This is a genomic window from Caballeronia sp. GACF4 (assembly GCF_023631025.1).
GTDB lineage: Bacteria > Pseudomonadota > Gammaproteobacteria > Burkholderiales > Burkholderiaceae > Caballeronia.
The window spans coordinates 289,403-305,284 of the sequence record NZ_JALQDW010000007.1 but is presented as its reverse complement, the minus strand read 5'-3'; the positions used below and the strand labels follow the sequence as shown (position 1 = coordinate 305,284).

The 15,882-nt window shown below is 63.4% G+C and carries 14 protein-coding genes; 8 read left to right on the top strand and 6 right to left on the bottom strand.

Annotated elements, in window-relative coordinates:
- Positions 1-21 precede the first annotated feature (21 nt).
- From moeA to NCR40_RS09580, 4 genes are all read right to left on the bottom strand, one after another.
- A complete protein-coding gene (moeA, locus tag NCR40_RS09595) occupies positions 22-1,326 on the bottom strand; it encodes a molybdopterin molybdotransferase MoeA (protein ID WP_250509312.1) in 1,305 nt (434 codons plus the stop codon).
- A gap of 76 nt (positions 1,327-1,402) precedes the next feature.
- Positions 1,403-2,020: a molybdenum cofactor guanylyltransferase MobA gene (mobA, locus tag NCR40_RS09590; protein WP_250509311.1), complete on the bottom strand. Its 618-nt coding sequence runs from the start codon at positions 2,018-2,020 to the stop codon at positions 1,403-1,405.
- A complete protein-coding gene (moaA, locus tag NCR40_RS09585; protein WP_250465275.1) occupies positions 2,020-3,126 on the bottom strand; it encodes a GTP 3',8-cyclase MoaA in 1,107 nt (368 codons plus the stop codon). Before moaA ends, mobA begins: the two co-directional genes overlap by 1 nt.
- 205 nt (positions 3,127-3,331) lie before the next feature.
- On the bottom strand, positions 3,332-6,727 hold the full coding sequence (locus tag NCR40_RS09580) for an Rne/Rng family ribonuclease (protein ID WP_250509310.1): 3,396 nt from the start codon (positions 6,725-6,727) through the stop codon (positions 3,332-3,334).
- 904 nt (positions 6,728-7,631) lie between these two features.
- On the opposite strand from NCR40_RS09580, the gene NCR40_RS09575 reads away from it, so the two are divergent.
- From NCR40_RS09575 to NCR40_RS09560, 4 genes are read left to right on the top strand one after another with little or no spacing between them, the layout of a single operon-like run.
- Positions 7,632-8,636 carry an RluA family pseudouridine synthase gene (locus NCR40_RS09575; protein WP_250509309.1) on the top strand — a complete coding sequence of 335 codons (1,005 nt, stop codon included), beginning with the start codon at positions 7,632-7,634 and terminating at the stop codon, positions 8,634-8,636.
- A gap of 10 nt (positions 8,637-8,646) precedes the next feature.
- On the top strand, positions 8,647-9,306 hold the full coding sequence (locus tag NCR40_RS09570; protein ID WP_250465272.1) for an HAD-IA family hydrolase: 660 nt from the start codon (positions 8,647-8,649) through the stop codon (positions 9,304-9,306).
- On the top strand, positions 9,303-9,695 hold the full coding sequence (locus NCR40_RS09565) for a Rieske (2Fe-2S) protein (protein WP_244825828.1): 393 nt from the start codon (positions 9,303-9,305) through the stop codon (positions 9,693-9,695). Before NCR40_RS09570 ends, NCR40_RS09565 begins: the two co-directional genes overlap by 4 nt.
- A gap of 46 nt (positions 9,696-9,741) precedes the next feature.
- Entirely contained in the window at positions 9,742-10,722 is a 981-nt protein-coding gene (locus tag NCR40_RS09560) for a S49 family peptidase (RefSeq protein WP_244825826.1), read from the top strand.
- A gap of 48 nt (positions 10,723-10,770) precedes the next feature.
- Here NCR40_RS09560 and NCR40_RS09555 read toward each other — a convergent pair whose 3' ends face one another.
- Both NCR40_RS09555 and NCR40_RS09550 read right to left on the bottom strand, forming a co-directional pair.
- Positions 10,771-11,490, bottom strand: coding sequence for an SAM-dependent methyltransferase (locus NCR40_RS09555; protein WP_250509308.1), 720 nt, complete (start codon positions 11,488-11,490; stop codon positions 10,771-10,773).
- Positions 11,487-12,107: a Maf-like protein gene (locus NCR40_RS09550; RefSeq protein ID WP_250509307.1), complete on the bottom strand. Its 621-nt coding sequence runs from the start codon at positions 12,105-12,107 to the stop codon at positions 11,487-11,489. Before NCR40_RS09550 ends, NCR40_RS09555 begins: the two co-directional genes overlap by 4 nt.
- Before the next feature lie 404 nt (positions 12,108-12,511).
- Between NCR40_RS09550 and NCR40_RS09545 the strand changes: the two genes are divergently transcribed.
- The 4 genes from NCR40_RS09545 to NCR40_RS09530 all read left to right on the top strand — a co-directional run bounded on the left by NCR40_RS09545 (position 12,512) and on the right by NCR40_RS09530 (position 15,759).
- Positions 12,512-13,135: a YceD family protein gene (locus NCR40_RS09545; RefSeq protein WP_244825822.1), complete on the top strand. Its 624-nt coding sequence runs from the start codon at positions 12,512-12,514 to the stop codon at positions 13,133-13,135.
- Positions 13,136-13,317: 182 nt separating this feature from the next.
- Positions 13,318-13,497, top strand: a complete 180-nt coding sequence (gene rpmF, locus NCR40_RS09540; protein ID WP_007741736.1) for a 50S ribosomal protein L32 — start codon at positions 13,318-13,320, stop codon at positions 13,495-13,497.
- 133 nt (positions 13,498-13,630) lie between these two features.
- Complete coding sequence (gene plsX / locus NCR40_RS09535) at positions 13,631-14,770, top strand: phosphate acyltransferase PlsX (RefSeq protein ID WP_244825820.1); 1,140 nt, start codon at positions 13,631-13,633, stop codon at positions 14,768-14,770.
- Positions 14,770-15,759: a beta-ketoacyl-ACP synthase III gene (locus NCR40_RS09530; RefSeq protein WP_244825818.1), complete on the top strand. Its 990-nt coding sequence runs from the start codon at positions 14,770-14,772 to the stop codon at positions 15,757-15,759. Before plsX ends, NCR40_RS09530 begins: the two co-directional genes overlap by 1 nt.
- Positions 15,760-15,882 lie beyond the last annotated feature (123 nt).

Here is a 15,882-nt window from a genome sequence, read left to right as displayed (position 1 = left end):
TCGCCGTACTTTTTGGCGCGCTCAAACGAGGCCGTCGAACGGCACGATATCCACGGAATCGCCCGTTTCGAGATTGCCGCGATCGTGTTCGAGCACGATGAAGCAATTGGCCCGGCTCATGGAACTCAGCACGCCTGAACCTTGCGGCCCGGTGGTCACGACGCTCCATTGACCGTCGGCGCGGCGGCTTGCAACGCCGCGCTGAAATTCCGTGCGGCCCGCGCGCTTTTTGATCGGCTCGGCGCAGGTCGCGCGAATCTCGATGAGCGGCTGGCGTGCGGCGCCCGACATGGCCAGCAAGGCTTCACGGACGATGAAGTAGAACGTGGCCATCACGGCAACGGGGTTCCCCGGCAAGCCGAAGAAGAGCGCCGATTCGCCCGTGCCCGCGCGCGGTCCCGACCACAAGCGGCCGAATGCGAGCGGACGGCCGGGACGCATGGCGATCTTCCAGAACGCGACGTCGCCGAGCGAGTTCATCAGTTCGCGCGTGAAATCGGCGTCGCCAACCGAGACGCCCCCCGAACTAATGACGACATCCGCTGCTTGCGCCGCTTCGCGCAACGCCTTCTCCAACGATGCCCGGTCGTCGCGCACGATGCCCAGATCGACCGTCTCGACGTCGAGGCGGCGCAGCATCGCGAAAAGGGTGTAGCGGTTGCTGTCGTAAAGGCTGCCGGGCGCAAGCGGTTCGCCGACGGAGCGCAACTCGTCGCCCGTGGAAAAGAACGCGACGACGAGACGCTTCCGCACCGCGACTTCGGCGATTCCGAGCGACGCGAGCAAACCGAGGTCGGACGCCCGCACGATACGGCCTGCTTGCAAAGCGGCCTTGCCGCGAGCCAAGTCTTCGCCAGCGAGCCGCCGGTTCTGGCCTTCGCTTACGACGGTTGATGGGAAGCGAATGACGTCGTCATCGCGCGTGACGAGTTCTTGCGGCACGACGGTGTCGCAGCCCGGCGGAATCAGCGCGCCCGTCATGATGCGCACGCATTGAGCCGAGTTGGGTTCGGCGCTGAAAGGACGTCCGGCGAGCGCGATACCCGCGACGTTCAGTTCGACGGCATCGCGCGCGGCATTGAGCGCGGCGCTTTTGAACGCGTAGCCGTCCATTGCGGAGTTGTCGAATGCCGGGACATCGATGGGCGAGATCACGTCTTCGGCGAGCACGCGGCCGAGCGCTTCATAAAGACTTACGCGTCCGACACGCCCGGCATTTCCACGCGGCATGGCCCACTGACGAACGATTTCCTGCGCGGCCGCAACCGGCAGCGCGTTCGGATCGTAGTAAGTGACGCAAGCGGAGAAGGGCCTGGACGTGGTCATGAATCGGAATGGTCGCGACCGAAGTCGGGAAGGACAGCGATGCTGGAACCGGCTGAACCTGAACGAATGCGCGTGGCTAACGACGCGCCAGTTCAGCTAGCTGATGCAAATCATTGATATTGTAAAACGCGCGATGATCGTGAAATGGCACTTGCACCGCCTTGTGGCGCGCGTACCACGCACGGACCTTGCGTTCGCCAGCGGCAAGCCAGGCGTCGAGATCGTCGGCGAGCGAGGTTCGAATCAGCGCGAAAACCGGATGTGCGATGCGCGTTTCGTCCGTATCGACGGTCGCCGCATAAGCGATGTCCGCGCCATGTTCGTCGAGCGCGCGTCGCAACGTGGTGCCGAGTTGCGGATCGACGAAAGGCGCGTCGCAAGGCGCGGTCAGCACGAACTCGGTGTGCGCCGCGCGCAATGCAGTGGCGATGCCGGCAAGCGGGCCGGGATAATCGGCGAGCGAATCGGCGATGACGCGTGCATCGAAACGCATAGCGAGCCGAGCGTAGTCGTCGCCCGAACGATTCGCGCTGATGAGCATGGCGTCCGTCTGCGGCGCGAGGCGGCGCAGCACATGCAACGCGAGCGGTTCGTCGCGCAGGAGCTGTAGTCCCTTGTCGACGCCGCCCATGCGCGAGCCGCGCCCGCCCGCGAGCACGAGTCCGGTAGTCTGATTTTCCGGAGCCACGGCCATCAACCGCCGATGTACGACATCTCGACGCGCGGCGCTTCACGGCGCGCGTTTCCCGCCGCGCTGCCGCGCAATTGCGAATAGCGATCGCCGCGCGCGTGCCAGATGTGCGCAACGGCGTTGGCGACGTCGGCATCGCTCGCGCCGCCGCGAATGAGCGCGCGCAGATCGTGGCCGGACGTGGCGAAAAGGCAGAGGTACAGCTTGCCTTCGGTCGAGAGCCGCGCGCGCGTGCAAGTGCCGCAGAACGCGCGCGTGACGCTCGAAATCACGCCGATCTCTCCGCTGCCGTCGAGATAGCCCCAGCGTTGCGCGGTTTCGGCGGCCGTATGCGCTTCGAGCGGCGCGAGCGCGAAGTGCTCGGCGATCCGCTCGACGACTTGCGCGGACGGCAACACCTCGCTCATGTTCCAGCCGTTCGACGCACCGACATCCATGTATTCGATGAAGCGCAGCACCACGCCGCTGCCCTTGAAGTGACGCGCCATCGGCACGACTTCCTGATCGTTCGTGCCACGCTTGACGACCATGTTGACCTTGATCGGCAAAAGGCCCGCCGACTGCGCGGCTTCGATGCCGTCGAGCACGTCGGCCACGGCGAAATCGGCGTCGTTCATGCGGCGAAAAAGCGTGTCGTCGAGCGCATCCAGACTGACCGTGACGCGCGACAGCCCCGCATCCTTGAGCGAACGTGCCTTGCGCGCGAGCAGCGATCCGTTGGTGGTCAGCGTGAGATCGAGCGGACGGCCTTCGGGCGTGCGCAGAAGCGCGAGTCGTTCGATCAGAAATTCGATGTTCTTGCGCAGTAGCGGCTCACCGCCCGTCAAACGGATTTTTTCGACGCCGTGGGCCACGAAGACGCGCGCCAGCCGCTCGATTTCCTCGAACGAGAGCAGGGCGGAATGCGGCAGAAACGGGTAGTCCTTGTCGAACACGTCGCGCGGCATGCAGTAGACGCAGCGGAAGTTGCAGCGATCCGTGACCGAGATGCGCAGATCGCGCAGCGGACGCGCGAGCGTGTCCGTCAGCAACCCGGATGGCAATGCCACCGCGCCGGAAAAATCCGGAATGGCGCTGACATCGGCTAAGGGGATGATGCGTCGGGACATGGCGGCGGTCTTGCTCGGCTCGGAGGCTTGTTCGAATAGTAGAAGCACGCAGTCATTTTAGCGGAACGCGGCGAACCAGTCGTCTTACCCTTTGGTACAGGCTTTCCATACCTAGGCGTCAAAAAAAAACGCCATCGACGTTAGCCGATGGCGTTTTTCCTGCGCAACCGGGCGTTCCGTGGAACGCCCGGCGGCGGCACTACGCTTACTGCGCGTCTTTGCCGGTTTCCACTTGCTGCATCGGCGCGGCGCTCACAGGCGGCAGCGGCTTGCGCTCGCGCGGCACGCGTGCCGGCGCGGCTTCGCGCTCGGCTGCGGCGTTGGCGTCGCGCAGCTTGCTGGCGTCCGTGTTGACCCAGACGAGGCCGGCGGATTCGAGCATCGGCTGCAACGCTTCCGTCGATACCGGCGTCGCGGCCGGTGCAGCCGCGGGCGCGGCGGCTTTCACCGGCTCTGCTTCCACTGCGACGGGCTGCGAAGCCACTGCCGTTTCGATCACGCTTTCAGTCGTCACCGTTTCCACGGCCTGGACCTGCACGGGCGGAACCGAAGTCGCCTCAGGCGTCGCTGCAACCGCGGCGACCTTGACGGGTTCGGCGGGTTCGGCCCGTACCGGCGCGGCTTCGGCGGACGGCGTTTCCGCGATTGCCTCAGCCGGAGCTTCGGCCGGCTTGGCCGTTTCGACTGGCTTCGCGGTTTCGACAGGCGCGGCCACTTCGACAGGCTTCGCTTCTTCCACGGCTGCGGGAGCAGCAGACGTGGCAGGCGCGAAAGGATCGGCGGGCTTCGTTTCCGCGAGTTTCGGCGTCGGGCCGAACGGGTTATCGACCGCGAGCGACGCGTCCGGCTTCGCGAAAAACTCCGGCGCCGGTTCGGGCGTCGTCGCCTTCAACTGCGCGTTCGCTTCGATAGCCTCGGTCTGCGACGGCTGCTCGACGCGCACAGGCGCTTGCACCGGTGCAGCGACGGCTTGCTCGGGCGCCTTCTCCACGCTGCGTTCGGCGACAGGCTGCGGCGCGGCAACGGCCGGACGCGGTTCGCGACGCGCGGCGGCTTCTTGCGCGGCTTCGGCATCGAACACGCCAGCTTGCGCCGACATGCTTTCGGCTGCGCCTTCCGCTTCGGCGACATCGGCGGCGTGATTCACCGTCGTGCCGTCATCTTCACGTTCGCGACGACCGCCACGACGACCGCGACGGCGGCGACGACGCTCTTCGCCATCACGCGCGGCTTGTTCCGCCGACACCGCGTCGAGACCGTTTTGCTGCGCGAAGTCGTCGTCGGTTTGCGCCGTTTCGACGATCTCCGACGGCACCGCTTCGCTTGGCGTCAGTGCTTCGACGGCGGTTTCGGCTTGCGGCTTGCGACGCTCGCCACGTTCCGGACGCTCGGTGCGTTCCGGACGATCGCCACGTTCACCACGCTCGCCGCGATCCGCACGCTCGCGTCGTTCCGGACGCTCCGCAGCCTCGGCGCGCGGTGCGCGTTCGGCGTTTCGGTCCTGATTGCGTTCGCGCGGCTCACGTGCCTCACGCGGCTCGCGCGGCTCGCGTCCTTCACGTCCTTCGCGTGCTTCACGCGGCTCACGAACTTCGCGCAATTCACGGCCTTCGCGACCCGGACGCGCCTCGCGGTCTTCACGGCGTGCGCCTTGACGGCCCGTGCCATTGCCGCCGCCAACCGCGCCATTCACGCCGTTTGCGCCGGCAGCGGCGCCCACGGCCGCGCCATCGCGATTCGCACCGCCACGGCGATTACGGTTGCGATCGCCGCCGCCCGTGCGTTCGCCGCGCTCCGGGCGCTCGCGTGGCGCGCGCGTGGCGGGTTGCGCTTCGACCGGCGCGGGCGCCGGTTTGACTTCAGGCTGAATGCCGAACAGGTTCTTGATCCACGCGATGAACCCGCCGCTCGCCGGCTCCGGCGTCGCTGCAACGGGCGCGGCCTCGACCGGCGCCGGTTTGACCGGCGCGCTCGGCGCGGGCTTCTCGGGCGTGATGCCCTTGACCGCCGCTTCCTGCTTCGGCTTTACTTCCTCGGTGCGTTTGCTGTAGCCGGTTTCCGATTCCATCTCGGTTGCCGCTTCCACTGCCATCTTCCACGAGGCGCGCGGTTCGTCGAGACGGGCATCGTCGTGACGCAGACGCTCCAGCTTGTAATGCGGCGTCTCCAGATGCTTGTTCGGAATCAGAACGACGTTGACCTTGAAGCGCGACTCAATCTTGTTGATTTCCGAGCGCTTTTCGTTCAACAGGAAGGCGGTCACTTCGACCGGCACCTGGCAATGAATCGCCGCGGTGTTTTCCTTCATCGCTTCTTCCTGAATGATCCGCAGCACTTGCAGCGCGGACGACTCGGTATCGCGGATATGGCCCGTGCCGTTACAACGCGGGCAGGTGACGTGGCTGCCTTCGGAGAGTGCCGGACGCAGCCGCTGACGCGACAGTTCCATCAACCCGAAGCGCGAAATCTTGCCCATTTGTACGCGCGCACGGTCGTGCTTGAGCGCGTCTTTCAGGCGCTGTTCGACCTCGCGCTGGCTTTTTGCCGACTCCATGTCGATGAAGTCGATCACGATCAGCCCGCCCAGATCGCGCAGACGCAACTGGCGCGCGACTTCGTCGGCGGCTTCCAGATTGGTGCGCGTGGCGGTTTCCTCGATGTCGGCGCCCTTGGTTGCGCGCGCCGAGTTCACGTCGATGGCGACGAGCGCCTCGGTGTGATCGATCACGATCGCGCCGCCCGAAGGCAGCGGCACCGTGCGCGAGTACGCGGTTTCAATCTGATGCTCGATCTGGAAACGCGAGAACAGCGGCACGTCGTCGTGATAGCGCTTCACCTTTTGCAGGTTGTCGGGCATCACGATGTCCATGAAGGCGCGCGCCTGATCATGGATTTCGGTCGTGTCGATGAGAATTTCGCCGATATCCGGCTGGAAATAGTCGCGAATCGCGCGAATGACGAGGCTCGATTCGAGATAAATCAGCATGGGCTGGCCGGCGACGCCGCTCTGCGACGCGGCTTCGATCGCGCGCCACAGTTGCATCAGGTAATTCAGGTCCCACTGGAGTTCTTCGGCCGAGCGTCCGATTCCCGCCGTGCGCGCGATGATGCTCATGCCTTCCGGCAGTTCGAGCTGCGCCATGGTTTCGCGCAGTTCCTGCCGCTCGTCGCCTTCGATCCGGCGCGACACGCCGCCGCCGCGCGGGTTGTTCGGCATCAGGACGAGATAGCGTCCGGCGAGCGAAATGAACGTGGTCAGCGCCGCGCCCTTGTTGCCGCGCTCTTCCTTTTCGACCTGAACGATCAGTTCTTGGCCTTCGCGCAGCGCGTCCTGAATGCGCGCGGAGCGCATCTCGATGCCGTCGCGAAAATATTGGCGGGCTACTTCCTTGAACGGCAGAAAACCGTGGCGGTCCTCGCCGTAGTTGACGAAACAGGCTTCGAGCGACGGCTCGATGCGGGTGACGACTCCCTTGTAGATGTTGCCTTTGCGCTGTTCGCGCCCGGCGGTTTCGATGTCGATATCGATGAGCTTCTGCCCATCGACGATGGCGACGCGGAGTTCTTCCTGCTGCGTCGCATTAAACAGCATGCGTTTCATTGAACGGCTCCAGAGCGGCTCTGCCGTCCCTCATCTTGCGAATCGGCGCGGAGTTCGAACCCGTGGTCGAACATCGGCGGGCGAAGCGGGAGGGCGAGCGTGCCGCGCTTTTTGTGTGTTGTCACAAAGCACGCTGGAGCGGGACTTCTGGCGGGAGAATTGCCGAAAGCGGGCACGGGCGCATGAGCGGGCCGGGCCGTGGGGCACCTTGCGACAACTGGGAGGCGCGCCGATACGGTGCGCTGCGCGGTAAAACGCGTCGAGGAAAAACGGCGGCGCCGGGGGTTTCGCGTCTCAAATTAGACGCGCCAAACCCGCTGCGCTCTTCGAACAGAGCCTTCTCCTCCGACGGCGGCAATGCAGGAGGGCGGCCTCGCGTAATTTCGCGCGATGCTTCTTCGCCGACCTCGACCCTTGCCTGACCGCGCTGGCACGGCCGCAGACCCGAAAGCTCCGCTGGCGTGCCGCATGTCTCGCCTCACTGCGACGTTTTTTAACTGCTATCGCGCTTCGCCGGAATCAGCGCAGCCGCGATGTCGTCGCGAGTTGTTCGCAATCGGCGAGCTTCGATTTGCCGTTCGTCCCGTTGCTCGATGGCAGGGGAAAATCTGGGCGGGCGACCGGCTTCAACGACCGGGCGCCATCGCTTCTCGCCGATAAAAATTCTTTTTGACCAAAAATCCGTTACCGATCGACGATCACTCGACCGAACGCGCCTGTGGGCCCCGTCCCTGCCGGTGATATCGCCGTGCGTGCAACTTGTTGCTCGATTTTCCGGGCGAGCAACCGGCCCTGGGCGCAAGTAAAATGATGGTTTATTGCTTGCACCTGTACAGTCTGATAGTTCGCAGCCACGGTTTTCGTGTCACGCTGTTTTTCAGACTGCTCGCAAATTATATTCAGAATGAATGAGTTAGGCAAAACATCCCATAAACAGGTCGCAAGCGAGCAGGTGTCGATGATCGAAATCGACGAAACCGCTGCCGGTCAGCGCATCGACAATTTTCTGTTGCGCGTCTGCAAGGGCGTGCCCAAAAGCCATATTTACCGAATTCTGCGCAGTGGCGAAGTGCGCGTGAACAAAGGCCGAATCGATTCCGCGTACCGGCTCGAAATCGGCGATCTCGTGCGCGTGCCGCCCATTCGTGTCGCGCAGCCGGATGAAAAACCGCTGTCGTCGAACGCGCCGGCCGCTGAATTCCCCATCATTTTCGAGGACGACCATTTGATCGTCATCGACAAACCGTCGGGCGTCGCGGTACACGGCGGAAGCGGCGTGGCGTTCGGCGTCATCGAACAATTGCGCAACGCGCGCCCGCACGCGAAATTTCTCGAACTCGTGCATCGGCTGGATCGCGAGACGTCCGGTGTGCTCATGCTTGCCAAAAAGCGTGCGGCGCTCGTCAATCTGCACGAGCAGATTCGTGAGAATCGCGTCGACAAACGTTACTACGCGCTCGGACATGGCGACTGGCCAAGCGACTGGGGACGGCGGCGTATCGTCAAGGAGCCGCTGCACAAGTACGTGGCGGCGGACGGCGAGCGGCGCGTGCGGATTCAGGAGAACGGTCTGCCGTCGCATACGGTTTTCAATCTGATCGAGCGCTGGAACGACTACGCCTGGGTCGAGGCCGAACTTAAAACCGGCCGCACGCACCAGATTCGCGTGCATATGGCGAGTCTCGGCCTGCCTATTGCGGGCGATGCCAAATACGGCGATTTCGCGCTCAACAAGGAGCTCGCGCGTCCGAACGCGAAACCGTCGCTCAAACGCATGTTTTTGCACGCTTATCGACTGAAAATCACGCATCCGGCGACCGGCGAGCCGCTGCAGCTCGAAGCGCCGCTGCCGGCGGAATGCCGGCGCTGCATCGACCAGCTCAAGCTCTTAAACCAAGATCAACAGTGAGACACGTTACATGGCGCGGCAGCAATTCGATTTGATCGTCTTCGACTGGGACGGCACCTTGATGGATTCGACCGCGCACATCACGCGCAGCATTCAGGCGGCATGCCGCGATCTGGGGCTGCCAGTTCCGGCCGATGAATCTGCGAGCTACGTGATCGGCCTCGGCCTCAGGGACGCGCTGCAGATTTGCGCGCCCACGCTCGATCCTTCCGACTATCCGCGTCTGGCCGAGCGTTATCGCTATCACTTTTTGACGACCGGCCAGACGACCGAACTTTTCACTGGCGTGCGCGAGTTGCTTCGGGAACTGCGCGAAGAGGGCTATTTTCTCGCGGTGGCGACGGGCAAGAGCCGTGTCGGACTGAACCGCGCGCTCGACGAGTCGCGCCTCACGAGCCATTTCGACGCCACGCGCTGCGCCGACGAAACCTTTTCGAAGCCGCATCCGGCCATGCTCCACGAACTCACGCGCGAACTCGGCCAGGATTTGTCGCGCACGGTGATGATCGGCGACACCACGCACGACCTGCAGATGGCGATCAACGCGGGCGCGGCGGGCATCGGCGTGGGCTACGGCGCGCATCCGGCAGATTCGCTGACGAAGCTGGAACCGAAGTTCTGCGCGGATAGCATCGCGTCTCTGGCGGGCTGGCTGCGGGAGCACGCATGAGCGAGCCGACGCAAGCCGCGAACGCCGTGCGCGTGTGCGCCGCCGATGAACTCGTCGACGGCGGCGCGGGCCGGCGCCTGAACGCGGCGGACGCGAGCGGCGAAGCGGTGGTGTTCTTCGTGCGCTACGACGGCAAACCTTTCGGCTACCTCAACCGCTGCGCGCATGTCCCGATGGAACTGGACTGGGTCGAAGGCCAGTTCTTCGAAAGCTCGGGCCTATACTTGATGTGCGCGACGCACGGCGCGATCTACGAGCCCGACACGGGCAAGTGCGTCGGCGGTCCGTGCCGCGGCGCGCGTCTGCGCGCACTCGCCGTCGAGGAACGCGACACGCCCGAAGGCCGCGCGGTCTTCTGGCTGCCCGACGACACGCTGCGCCCGGCCTGAATCCCCATTTTTCCTTGAGCTGGTTTGACGACCAGAAGGCAAACGCATGTCCGACAACTTTCCTCAAAACCCGCGCGGTAACGATCGCGGCAATGACAATTGGGAGCGCGAGGCGCTCGAACGCATCGCGCTTGCATCCGTTCGCGAGCAGCGTGCGGCGCGGCGCTGGCGCATTTTCTTTCGCTTCGTATTTCTCGCGGTGATTGCCGTGATCGCCTGGCGCGTGTTCGATCTGACCGGCGACCACGTCGCCAAGAGTACGCGCCATACCGCGCTCATCGACTTGCAGGGCGAGATTTCGAGTAATGGCGATGCCAGCGCCGACAACATCGGCGGCGCGCTCGAAAGCGCGTTCGAGGACGACGGCACGGCGGGCGTGATTTTGCGCATCAACAGTCCGGGCGGCTCGCCGGTGCAGGCGGGCATTATTTATCGCGAAATCAAGCGTTTGCGGGCGAAGTATCCGAAGACGCCGCTTTACGTCGTCGTCGATGACATGTGCGCGTCGGGCGGCTATTACGTCGCGGCGGCGGCGGACAAGATTTACGTGGACAAGGCGAGCATCGTCGGCTCGATTGGCGTGCTGATGGACGGTTTCGGCTTCACCGGGCTGATGGACAAGCTCGGCATCCAGCGCCGCATGCATACGGCGGGCGCGAACAAGGGTTCGTTCGATCCGTTTTCGCCCGAGACGCCGCAGATGACCGCGCACGCCCAGGACATGCTCGATCAGATCCACGCGCAGTTCATCGACGCGGTGAAACAGGGGCGCGGCACGCGTCTGAAGGACGATCCTGACTTGTTTTCGGGAGAGTTCTGGACAGGCGAGAAGAGCGTCCAGCTTGGACTCGCGGATGGTTTCGGCGACGCCAGCTACGTCGCGCGCGAGATCATCAAGCAGCCGGATATCGTCGATTACACGCAGAAGGAAAGCATCGGCGAGAAGGTGGTGAAGCGCTTTGGCGCTTCTGTCGGCGATGCGGCGGTGCGGGCGTTGACGCTTGGCGGGAAGGTGCAGGTGCGGTGAGGGCGTGAGGGCGAGCAGCGCACAAACCCACGCCTGACCGCACCGACCTCAAGCCCCCAGCAACAGAAAAATCGCCGGCCGTTTGTGCAATTCCGGCGCGGCTTGCTTCTTCCAGTCCGCTGCCGTGCGCGTCACGATGGTTTCGCCCGGCAGCGTCAAATCCACCGCGACGCAGATCAGCGTCGATGGCGCGCAGGTCGCGATGAGCGTGTCCAGCATCGCCCGATTGCGATACGGTGTTTCGATGAAAATCTGCGTCTGGTTCGCCTTGCGCGACAGTTGTTCCAGCTCGCGCAGGCGCTTGCCGCGCTCGGCGGCATCCACGGGAAGATAGCCGTTGAACGCGAAGCTCTGGCCGTTCATGCCCGACGCCATGAGCGCGAGCAGAATTGAACTCGGTCCGACGAACGGCACGACCTTCACGCCTCGCTGATGCGCGCGCCGCACGAGCAGCGCGCCCGGATCGGCGACGGCGGGGCAGCCGGCTTCCGAGACGAGTCCCGCGTCGGCGCCGGCGAGAATCGGCGCGAGCAGTTTGTCGATTTCGCCGGGCGGCGTATTGACGTTCAGCTCCCGAACCTCGATTTCCTGAATCGGCCGCGTCGTGCCTACTTTCTTGAGGAATGCGCGCGTCGTCTTGGCGTTCTCGCCGATGTAATAACCTAGCGCGGCTGCCTGCGCGCGCACCGGCTCGGGCAGCACTTGCGCGAGTGCTTCGGCATCGCCTTCGCCAAGCGTATTGGGGATCAGATAAAGGACGCCGCTCATGCTGCCGCTCCGAGAAGGGGGAAACCGGCCGCGCGCAACATCTTGCTCAGCGCGATGAGCGGCAGGCCGATGAGCGCGGTGGGATCGTCGGAGTCGATCGCATCGAGCAATGCAATGCCGAGCCCTTCGGACTTGGCGCTGCCCGCGCAGTCGTAGGGCGTTTCGGCGCGAAGGTAGGCTTCGATTTCGGCGTCCGTGTAATCGCGAAACTGCACGCGGGTGACGATGTCGGCCGATTGCACGCTTTCCGTGGTGCTGTCGAACACGCACAGCGCGCTGTGGAAGTCGACGCCGCGGCCGCGCATCGCGCGCAGTTGCGCGACGGCGTTGTCGTGCGTGCCGGGCTTGCCGATCTGACGTCCGTCGAAGGTCGCGACCTGATCGGAGCCGATTATGAGCGCGCCCGGCGCCTCGACTGCCGCCGCGCGCGCCTTGGCGATGGAAAGACGCACGGCCGTTGCCTCGGGCGATTCGCCGGCAAGCGGCGTTTCATCGACATCGGACACGATGACATCGAAAGGTATGCGCAAACGCGCCAATAACTCGCGCCGATATGGCGAACCCGACGCCAGAACCAGGCGTCGCGTGGGCGAAGACGAAGCAAAAACGTCGGACATAAAGGGAAATCAGCAAAAATGGGTGAAAAACGACGGGTTGCGAACGAGTCCTTAAGTGTTTGACTCGAAAGAACAAAGCCGTTATAGTTTTGGGCTTTTCATCGGTACGGCGCTTGGGCGCTCTAGCCGGTGAGTCGGTAAGGGATAACTAGTATCGTAGTACCGCGGAATCAACGAAGGCGGCGCAACAAAGGTGACGCAAACAAAGCACGTTTGACGTCGTGCTGCAAATCCGGGCAAGCCACGCCTGCCTTTTGGCACCGGGCGGTGCATACTGACTCGTAGCAGTACCGGACTGTAGCAGCGGGCGCGTAGCCAATTGCAGACTCAAGCGCTAACCGAAGCGCCGACCGCACCCGAACGAAACACGTACGAACAACGCACGGCACATAGCAGGAGCGCACATGACTCAGAATCCTGGCAAACCTGCGAGCCCCGCCAATCCGCGCGCGCTCGATCTTTACGATTTTGCCAAGAGCGGCAGGCAGGCAGCGGGCGCGGTCCGCGTTTCGCAACTGCCGCGCATGTTAGCCGAAGTGCCGGCAGATGCGCCAGACCGCGACACGGTGTTCACCTGGCAGGCCGAGGGATCGACCCAGCCGGAATTGCAGGACAACGGCACGGAAGCGCCGCAGCCTTATTTGCGCCTCGCGGTGCACGGCTCGGTTTATCTGATGTGCCAGCGCTGTCTTTTGCCGTATTCGCAGCATCTCGATGTCGATGCGACTGATCGGATCGTGGCGACGGAAGAAGAAGCGGACGAGTATCCGCTCGATGACGATGAAGTCGATGTGATCGTAGGCTCGCATCAGTTCGATCTGATCGACTTGATCGAAGAAGAGTTGTTGTTGGCCTTGCCGCTCGTGCCGAAGCACAACGTCTGCCCCAAGGTGCATGAAAGTCTGCTCCAGGGCGAAGACGGTGACGAAGCAGGCGAAGCGGACGGCGAACCGGGCGCTTCTGGAAAATCGGACAAGCCCAATCCGTTTGCCGTTCTGCAGAAACTCAAGGACGACAAGAAGCATTGAACGGACTCGAGGCTCGAGCCTTGGCAATGTCGGCAATGAGCCGGGGCAAAGCTCTAGCAGGATCGGCAGCACGCAACAAACTGGTGGCGCGAAGCGCTCACGATCAACCCGATGGCCTGCAGGTCGAGGGCTGTCGGCGGTTCGGGCTGTGTTAGAATTCGCAAAATTTTTCTGGAGTAATCATGGCAGTTCAGCAAAACAAGAAGTCGCCGTCGAAGCGCGGCATGCACCGTTCCCACGACTTCCTCAACGCAGCGCCGCTGGCAGTTGAGCCGAGCACGGGTGAAGTGCATCTGCGTCACCACGTGAGCCCGAATGGCTACTATCGTGGCAAGAAAGTCGTCAAGACGAAGAACGACTAAGCGTTTCGCGCTTGGCTTGATGCGTCACCGCACAGCGGACGCTCGCGCCTGCTACGCTTTTGACACTTTCCCGGTACGACAAGAAGGCGGCATTTCACTGCCGCTTTTTTGTGCCTGAAATTCGTCGCTTCCCATGACCGTAAAGATAACCATTGACTGCATGGGAGGCGATCACGGTCCGGCCGTGACCGTTCCCGCTGCCGTCAATTTCGTGCGCGCGCATCCCGACGCGCATCTGATGCTCGTCGGCATCGAGCAGTCCATTCGCGCGCAATTGAAAAAATTGAAGGCGCTGGACGAACCACGCCTGACCGTCGTTCCCGCGACCGAAGTCGTCGCCATGGACGACCCCGTCGAAGTCGCGCTGCGCAAGAAGAAAGATTCGTCGATGCGCGTCGCGCTCAACCTCGTCAAAGAGGGCGAGGCGCAAACCTGCATCTCCGCCGGCAACACCGGCGCGCTCATGGCGGTCTCCCGCTATGTGTTGAAAACGCTCGCCGGTATCGAGCGGCCGGCCATCGCGTTCGCCATGCCGAGCCAGAAGGGCTACACCACCGTGCTCGATCTCGGCGCCAATGTCGACTGCGAACCCGAGCATCTGCTGCAGTTCGCGGAAATGGGCCACGCGCTCGTTTCGGCGATCGAAGGGCGCGAGCGGCCGACCATCGGCTTGCTCAATATCGGCGAAGAAGTCATCAAGGGCAACGAAACGATCAAGCGCGCGGGCGAACTGCTGCGTGCGAGCACGCTCAACTTCTACGGCAACGTGGAAGGCAACGACATCTATAAAGGCACGACCGATGTCGTGGTCTGCGACGGCTTCGTCGGCAATGTCGCGTTGAAGACTTCCGAAGGTCTCGCGAAAATGCTCGCCGACATCATCAAGGAAGAGTTCAGCCGCAACCTGCCGAGCAAGCTGATGGCGCTGGTGGCGCTGCCCGTTCTCAAGCGTTTCAAGAAGCGCGTCGATCCCGCGCAATATAACGGCGCCGCCTTGCTGGGATTGCGCGGCCTCGTGATCAAGAGCCACGGATCGGCCGAAGCCTTCGGGTTTGAGTGGGCCATCAAACGCGGGTATGATGCCGTCAAAAATGGTGTGCTCGAACGTCTCGTGCGCGCAATGGAGGAGAATGCGCCTGCCGCGCGCGAAGGCGCCGCGAGCACTTCCGCCACCGATGCCGCAAGCGGCGTCGCGACGGAACTGAACCCGCAGCCGAACTCGCGTCCGAATCCGCCGGACGCCTCGGGCACTGCGCTACACTCGAAGGCATAATGGCTCAATCCAATCTTTACGCTCGAGTGCTCGGCACAGGCAGCTATCTGCCGGCCGAGCGCGTTACGAATCAGGCATTGGCGGACCGTCTCGCTAAAGAAGGCGTCGAGACGAGCGACGAATGGATCGTCGCGCGAACCGGCATTCACGCACGGCACTTCGCGGCTCCCGATCAAACCACGAGCGATCTCGCGCTGGTCGCATCGCAACGAGCCATCGAGGCGGCGGGCATCGACCCGCAATCCATCGATCTCATTATCGTGGCAACCTCCACGCCGGACTTCGTGTTTCCGAGCACGGCGTGTCTCTTGCAGAACAAGCTCGGCATCAAAAACAACGGCGCGGCGTTCGACGTGCAGGCCGTCTGTTCCGGTTTCGCTTATGGCGTCGCGACGGCGGACAGTTTCATTCGCAGCGGTCTGAATCGCACGGCGCTCGTCGTCGGCGCGGAAACGTTCTCGCGCATTCTCGACTTCAAGGACCGCACGACCTGCGTGCTGTTCGGCGACGGCGCGGGCGCGGTCGTGCTGCAGGCGTCCGAGGAAGCGGGCGTGCTGTCGAGCGCGCTGCATGCGGACGGCAGCTATTCCGACATTCTCTGCACGCCGGGCAACGTGAACGGCGGCGTGATTTCAGGCAGCGCGTTCCTGCACATGGATGGCCAGGCGGTGTTCAAGCTCGCCGTCAACGTGCTCGAAAAAGTGGCTATCGAAGCGCTGGAGAAAGCGAAGCTCACGCCGAACGACATCGACTGGCTGATCCCCCATCAAGCCAACATCCGCATCATGCAGAGCACTTGCCGCAAGCTGCATCTGCCGCAGGAGCGCATGGTCGTGACGGTGGGCGAGCATGGCAATACGTCGGCGGCGTCGATTCCGCTAGCGCTCGATGTCGCCGTGCGCGACGGGCGTATCAAGCGTGGCCAGAACGTGCTGATCGAAGGCGTGGGCGGCGGCTTCACGTGGGGCGCGTCGGTCTTCCGCTATTGATCGCTCAAGCCACTCGCTTTCTTCCTCAATCTTCTCGATCCCCATCAATCTGAATTCGATCCGCTGAAAAGGCCGCCGCGACCGCACCATGCGCGCGCGGCGCAAGCACAGCCGGCGTCGGCC

What these genes read in the sequence shown, in the direction of transcription:
- NCR40_RS09545 (WP_244825822.1), top strand. Translation starts at nt 12,512, where the DNA reads ATGACTCAGAATCCTGGCAAACCTGCGAGCCCCGCCAATCCGCGCGCG.
- NCR40_RS09565 (WP_244825828.1), top strand. Translation starts at nt 9,303, where the DNA reads ATGAGCGAGCCGACGCAAGCCGCGAACGCCGTGCGCGTGTGCGCCGCC.
- NCR40_RS09570 (WP_250465272.1), top strand. Translation starts at nt 8,647, where the DNA reads ATGGCGCGGCAGCAATTCGATTTGATCGTCTTCGACTGGGACGGCACC.
- NCR40_RS09530 (WP_244825818.1), top strand. Translation starts at nt 14,770, where the DNA reads ATGGCTCAATCCAATCTTTACGCTCGAGTGCTCGGCACAGGCAGCTAT.
- rpmF (WP_007741736.1), top strand. Translation starts at nt 13,318, where the DNA reads ATGGCAGTTCAGCAAAACAAGAAGTCGCCGTCGAAGCGCGGCATGCAC.
- mobA (WP_250509311.1), bottom strand. Translation starts at nt 2,020, where the DNA reads ATGGCCGTGGCTCCGGAAAATCAGACTACCGGACTCGTGCTCGCGGGC.
- NCR40_RS09580 (WP_250509310.1), bottom strand. Translation starts at nt 6,727, where the DNA reads ATGAAACGCATGCTGTTTAATGCGACGCAGCAGGAAGAACTCCGCGTC.
- NCR40_RS09555 (WP_250509308.1), bottom strand. Translation starts at nt 11,490, where the DNA reads ATGAGCGGCGTCCTTTATCTGATCCCCAATACGCTTGGCGAAGGCGAT.
- moeA (WP_250509312.1), bottom strand. Translation starts at nt 1,326, where the DNA reads ATGACCACGTCCAGGCCCTTCTCCGCTTGCGTCACTTACTACGATCCG.
- NCR40_RS09560 (WP_244825826.1), top strand. Translation starts at nt 9,742, where the DNA reads ATGTCCGACAACTTTCCTCAAAACCCGCGCGGTAACGATCGCGGCAAT.
- NCR40_RS09550 (WP_250509307.1), bottom strand. Translation starts at nt 12,107, where the DNA reads ATGTCCGACGTTTTTGCTTCGTCTTCGCCCACGCGACGCCTGGTTCTG.
- NCR40_RS09575 (WP_250509309.1), top strand. Translation starts at nt 7,632, where the DNA reads ATGAATGAGTTAGGCAAAACATCCCATAAACAGGTCGCAAGCGAGCAG.
- plsX (WP_244825820.1), top strand. Translation starts at nt 13,631, where the DNA reads ATGACCGTAAAGATAACCATTGACTGCATGGGAGGCGATCACGGTCCG.
- moaA (WP_250465275.1), bottom strand. Translation starts at nt 3,126, where the DNA reads ATGTCCCGACGCATCATCCCCTTAGCCGATGTCAGCGCCATTCCGGAT.